The organism is uncultured Eubacterium sp. (assembly GCF_934525195.1).
In the GTDB taxonomy this organism is placed as follows: Bacteria; Bacillota; Clostridia; order Oscillospirales; family Acutalibacteraceae; genus Eubacterium_R.
In genome coordinates, this window is sequence record NZ_CAKSZA010000011.1 from 1 (window position 1) to 6377 (window position 6377).

The 6377-nt window shown below is 39.7% G+C and carries 4 protein-coding genes and 1 rRNA gene; 4 read left to right on the top strand and 1 reads right to left on the bottom strand.

Going from position 1 to position 6377, the window contains the following annotated elements:
* Positions 1-295: 295 nt before the first annotated feature.
* The 4 genes from Q0E03_RS09000 to Q0E03_RS09015 all read left to right on the top strand — a co-directional run bounded on the left by Q0E03_RS09000 (position 296) and on the right by Q0E03_RS09015 (position 5843).
* Positions 296-1429, top strand: coding sequence for an iron-containing alcohol dehydrogenase family protein (locus Q0E03_RS09000; protein ID WP_297131919.1), 1134 nt, complete (start codon positions 296-298; stop codon positions 1427-1429).
* Positions 1430-1853: 424 nt separating this feature from the next.
* Positions 1854-3014, top strand: a complete 1161-nt coding sequence (locus Q0E03_RS09005; protein ID WP_297131922.1) for an FprA family A-type flavoprotein — start codon at positions 1854-1856, stop codon at positions 3012-3014.
* A gap of 474 nt (positions 3015-3488) precedes the next feature.
* Positions 3489-5687, top strand: a complete 2199-nt coding sequence (locus tag Q0E03_RS09010) for a hypothetical protein (protein WP_297131925.1) — start codon at positions 3489-3491, stop codon at positions 5685-5687.
* Between the two features lie 12 nt (positions 5688-5699).
* Positions 5700-5843, top strand: a complete 144-nt coding sequence (locus Q0E03_RS09015) for a hypothetical protein (protein WP_297131928.1) — start codon at positions 5700-5702, stop codon at positions 5841-5843.
* Positions 5844-6255: 412 nt separating this feature from the next.
* Here Q0E03_RS09015 and rrf read toward each other — a convergent pair.
* Positions 6256-6372: ribosomal RNA gene (rrf, locus tag Q0E03_RS09020) — 5S ribosomal RNA — on the bottom strand.
* Between the last annotated feature and the right edge of the window lie 5 nt (positions 6373-6377).

The following is a 6377-nucleotide window of genomic DNA, read 5'->3' on the forward strand; positions in this document are numbered from 1 at the left end:
TCCCTTAATCTGCCACCGGCAGCGGTCGCTTTCGTCACCCAAAGCAGGCACTCTAGCCAAACTGAGTTACACCTCGAAGTATATTAATGAACGGTGCTCATTGTTTGTTATATGTAAAACTCCCGAAGGAGTGTTACTGCTTGATTTCCTAATGCTTTGAAATTATACTATAAAAATAAGCATATGTCAAGGATTATTTTCAATTTTTTTAATTTTTTATGAAATATATTTTATTTGCTATCGGTTTGTGGTAAAATGTTTAAGAAATATTATTACTTTTCGTGAGGTGATTTTTTTGAATTGGGATTTTAATTTGCCTGTAAAACTTGCGTTTGGCGTTGGTAGGCATAAGGAATTGTCTGCATTTATTGATGAAATCGGCGGTCGGGTCGGAGTGCTTGTTTGCTCTCGTTCATTTGCAAAAAACGGACTTGCCGATGAATTTGTTTCGCTTGCAAACGGCAGAATTAAGGCGGTTTTTTCCGACATAAGGCCTAACCCTACTACGGACAATGTTAACGCTTGCGTTGCGGTTATGCGAAATGTTGACGCAGATTTTGCCGTGGCTCTCGGTGGCGGCTCACCTATGGATTGCTGCAAGGCGGCTTGCGCAATCGCAAAGGGCGATGACTCAATCGAACCGTATCACAGCGGCGGAAAACCTGTCAGTTCGGCAGAAGCAATACCTATGATTGCCGTTGCCACAACTTCGGGAACTGCGAGCGAGGTCACAAATATTTCTGTGTTGACCGACACGGCGAAAAATTTGAAACAACCGATGAACGACCCGGCGATGTATCCGAAAATTGCGGTCATCGACCCTGTGTTGACACTCACCGTGCCGCCACAGGTTACGGCTTCGACAGGGCTTGATGTCTTGTCCCATGCAATCGAAAGCTATTGGGCAACCCTCAATCAGCCGATTTGTTCTGCGTGTTCAATCTATTCCGCTCGACTTGTTTTTAAATATTTGGAGCGTGTGTACAATCATCCTGACGATTTGGAAGCAAGAGAAAAAATGGCGGAGGCTTCTATTGTTGCGGGTGTTGCGTTCAGCCATCCGAGAACAACAGGCTCTCACGCTTGCTCTTTTCCGCTGACCAATATCTATGGCGTGCCTCACGGCGAGGCTTGTGCGTTCACTCTTGATTATTTTGTGAAGTTCAATGCCGAACACGCCGATGCCGACGGCAGAATTTCTGCGTTTGCAAGGGATTGCGGATTTGAGTCACCACAGGCTATGGCAGACGAAATTTCCGCTATGAAAAAGCGAATGGGTATGCGTTCGACTCTTGAAGAAATCGGATGCACAACCGATGAGCAAATTGACGAATTGACAAAAAAGAGTATGTCAATGCTTATGAAACGAAATCCGATTGAACTTGCCGAAGATGATATATATAATATGTATATAGCATTGAGGTATTGATTAGGCGAACAAAGTTCGCCCCAGACTGTCGATAAAGCCCCTGAACCACGCCAAAATATAATCAACCGAATTATGCCTCCCGTTTTTTAAAAGGTGATTCCCCCGTTAATCGGGGGAAATGTCTGCAACGCAGACAAAAGGGGGCGTCTACGCAGTAAAGGTGGCAACACGAAGTGTTGCCGGTGGGGTTTTAAAAATGCCGTAAGTATCAAACTTACAGCATTTTTGGCGTTTTTCGTTTTTTGCTCAGTCGAGGTACCATCGTACATCTTCCTTCGCAAGAAAACGAAATTCAGAAGCTTTCTCAACAGCCTACAGCTTGACAAAAATACTTTTTCGACAAGCTGAGGCGAACAAAGTTCGCCCCTACGGTAAGCGTGGTTAAAAATAGTTGGTTTATTATTTATATTTGAAAGGAAAAACTATGATTAAAATCAGTGATAGTGTAAAATATATCGGCGTAAATGATTACGATATTGACCTTTTTGAGGGTCAGTATAAGCTCGAAAAGGGAATGGCATATAATTCTTATGTCATTTTTGACGAAAAAGTTGCTGTTATGGACACGGTGGACAAAATTGCCGTTGACAGATGGCAGGAATATTTGAGCGAAGCGTTGGGCGACAGAAAGCCTGACTATCTCGTTGTTCAGCACCTTGAGCCTGACCATAGCTTTGGCATTCAGGCAATTGCGGATAAATATCCCGAAATGAAGCTTATTATGTCGGCTGTTGCACTCAGAATGTTGCCACAATTCTGCGATGTTGACCCGTCAAGAGTTATCGCCGTCAAAGAGGGCGACACTCTCGAACTCGGTTCGCATACACTTACATTTGCCATGGCTCCTATGGTTCATTGGCCGGAAGTTATGGTTTCGTATGAAAGTAGCGAAAAGATTTTGTTCTCTGCCGATGCGTTTGGCAAATTCGGCACGGTTGACGCTGATGAGGCTTGGAATTGCGAAGCAAGAAGATATTATTTTAACATTGTCGGCAAATACGGCAAGCCTGTTCAAACCTTGCTCGCTAAGGCAGAAAAGCTTGACATTCAAACGATTTGTCCGCTTCACGGTCCTGTGCTTACGGACACTATCCCCGAAGTTGTTGAGCTTTACAAAAAGTGGTCGGCATACGAGCCTGAAAATGAGGGCGTGTTCATTGCCTGTGCTTCAATCCACGGCAACACATGGATGGCTGCCCAAAAGTTGAAAGAAATTCTTGAAGAAAAGGGTTGCCCAAGAGTTGCTATTGCCGACCTTACTCGTGATGACCTTGCGGAAGCTGTTGAGGACGGATTCCGCCACAGCGTGCTTGTTTGTATGGCTTCGTCATACGATGCGGGCGTGTTCACACCGATGGAGGATTATCTCAACCGCCTTGCGCATAAGGCGTTCCAAAACAGAACCGTTGCTCTTGTTGAAAATGCTTCGTGGGCACCAAGCGCAATTAAGGCGATGAAAGCACATTTTGAAAAAATGGCAAACATCACACTTGTTGACAAAACCGTGACTATCAAAACAAGATTGACCGAGGCATATGTTTCGGAACTTAAAGAACTTGCAGACGAAATTATGCAAAAATTCTAACGACTTTTTAATGAATCAGGCTCTCCTTGTTGCAAGGAATAGCGTATATTTAGGCTCCCCTAATGGTTAGGGGAGCTGTCGTGCTTTATGCACGACTGAGGAGTTAAAAGAAATTGAGGGGCAAGAAGTAAAACCCCACCGCCTCGTTGCACTCGGCACCTCCCCTTGCTTCAAGGGGAGGCGGAAAACAAGGCTCTGCTTATTGCAAGGAAAGGTCGTGCAAATGCTGAATGTATGGATAAATATCGCAATTAAGTCTTTTATCGTCAAAATTAACAGTAATTTTCCCAAATTAAGTGCATAATTCTACGATAAAAAAATATTTTTTCCTTGAAGTGAAAGATGGTTTATGTTAAAATAAGCCGTCTTTTAATTTTGGGCATTTTATGCCTTGTTAAAAGAAAATATTTTTATTGAGGAACATTTATGACAAAAATTTTCAAAAAGACTTTTGCCATTTTTATTGCGGTAATAATGATGATTTCTTTATTTCCGTACATGGCACTTGCCGAGGACACCGCTTCTGCAACAGAGGGCAGTACAACTGACGAAATGACTAACGAGAAGTTAAAGGCGTATATTGATGAAAATATTGCTGAAGCTTCTGTAAAACTCCCGGCTGAACCAAATTTAAGTAAAGTCCCTACTGAATTTCATAAGGGCATTGTTAAACATAAAAGTTGGATATACCCAAACACTGATTCCAGTAAAGAAGATAATTATTATATTTATTCAGAATATAATTCTAATAATTATATTAAGTTTTCTTTAATCGGATTGAAAGAAGCGGTTGCAGTTTATACGGGCGAAAATAATGATATTCGTTTTCCGATTACGGCTAATCTTTATAGTAATAAAAATGATAACGGGCCTCGATTTAATCTTTATATTAAAAACATCAGCCTTCCGGAAGCTCAATCAAATTTTCAATTTGGTAACGAATATTGGGACAGATGTATTGGTGAAAATAATTTAAATTATTATAATGACGCACAGGAATTTTCAAGTAAGTCTGACGGCAACCGTAAAAACCCTAAAGCCTCTTTTAACTCACAAGAAAAAAAGAGTTGGAGAAATTATATAAAATATACAGGTGACGGAAACACTGACAGCTACTACGAAAAGCTGCCTAAAAAATTTCAGTTTGTGTTACAATATGAAAGTAATAAAAATACTAATACTCCTGAAACTAAAGAATTGCCATTAAGCGCTAATATGTATGTTCTTAATATGAAGCCATACAAAGATATTCTTGGCAGTCTTGAAAAGGATTATAATGCCGTAAAATCAAACGAGTCAAATTATACACAAAAAGCTTTAAACAATTATTACAAGGCTGTTTGTGACATTATTAATTTTGACATCACTCCTTATCTCACTAAAGTAACAACTGAAAATGATGTTGTTACTGCTGCAAGCGCAGTCAAGACTGTTGTAGAAAATTATAACTTGGCAAAAAAAATCAATTTGGATTCCACAGCCTATATAGCGCAAAAAGAGCAATGCGATATTATCATTAAAAATCAGACCGCAAATAATGAATATGATATCAATTCGTATACAGAATTCAAGAAAATATATGATGATGTAATCGAAAAAGCCAAAACGGTTGAAGATCAAAAAGCGCTTGACGACTTGACCGCTCAGCTTATTACTGCGCAAAGTATGCTTCGCAAAAAAAGTATTACAATCACATATCGTGTTTTCAAGAATGATAAAGAAGAAACTGAAAGCGAAAAACAACAATCCTATACTTACGGCGACACTGTCAATTACGATTATACTCTCCTCGATGGCGAAAGCATCAAGGCGTGGACTGTAAAAGATGAGATAAATCATGCATATACAAGAGTCGGTACAAATGAAAAAAATTTCTCTCTTGTTGCAACAAGAGATTTGTATGTTGATGTTTACGTAACAACCAAACAAGTTTCGACAGCCGAATATTCAAAAGTTACCTTTATCGGACCGGGCGGTAATATAATTGATATCAAGTATGTTGAAAAGGACAAAACACTTGCTAAATCCGAATTTCCTAAAGCACCTAAGATTCCATTCTATACATTTAATAATTCATGGTCAACAGAAAATGTAATAGGCACAGGCAAAGACATTGAAGTTCGTGCAATTTATATAGTAGGTACACAAAATTGCCGTGTTCATTTTAATAATAATGAATTATCATATTATTATGACGAACTTGTAAAGCTTGACGGATATGATTCAACCAAGAAATATGCTCTTGCAAAAGATGCTGATGGTAAGAATATTATCACTTATCTTGACCGTGACAGTTTCCATGCTCCAAGAACCGATGATATTTACGTTGTAGAAGTTTCTGAAACTGAAGCAAAAGCAAAAATCGGCATTACAGGTAACTTTGGAGATACAGACGGTGAAGGAAGAAAATTAGCAGCATACAACTGCAAGTTCTATCTTCCTGCGGGTTGCACCGCTGTTGAGTGGGGACTCGAAATCAACAACGGCAAAACCATAAAGCAAGTACAAAGCAATGTGCAGAATGATTATAACGAATATTCTGTTACTGTTAGATACAAGAAAGATACGAAAGTTGAAAAAATAATTTGCCGTGCTTATTTGACATATAAAACATCGGATCAATATGTAACAATTTATTCGGATCACGTTGAGCAAGCAATTAGTACTTTATAAGGAGGGGTAATTATGAAAAAATTTGAAGAGCCAAAAATCGAAATCGTAAAGTTTTTGAATTCAGATGTAATTACAACCTCAAACACGATAACAGATTCGGGTTATACAAACGGTACGATTGTAGATGGCGACGAGGACGAAAACTCAATCTATTGATTAAACAAAAACAGCTCCCAATGGGAGCTGTTTTTTTATGATAATCCTCTTGTTGCAAATGAGGGAGAATATCAGGCTCACCTTGTTACAAGGTGATTCCCCCGTTAATCGGGGGAAATGTCTGCAACGCAGACAAAAGGGGGCGTCTACGCAGTAAAGCTGTCGTGCTTGCACGACTGAGGGGTTAAGAATAATCTGATAGGTTAAAACAAACCAATGGGTTAAGATAAAACACAATTTATAGAAGAAATTTGTCGAAAAAAGGATGTGAATAATTTTCACATAAAGAAAGCTTGTCTACAAAATAATCGTAGGGACGAACTGTGTTCGCCTAAAGACTGTACAGATATAATTCAAGCATAAAGTGGAAGTGGACATAAAAAAAGACACTCGAAAGAGTGTCTTTTTTTAATGTCGGCGTCGACCTATTTTCACAGGAGGCTGCCCTCCAACTATCTTCGGCACGCGTGAGCTTAACTACCGTGTTCGGTATGGGAACGGGTGGACCCTCAGCGTAATAAACACCGACTATGA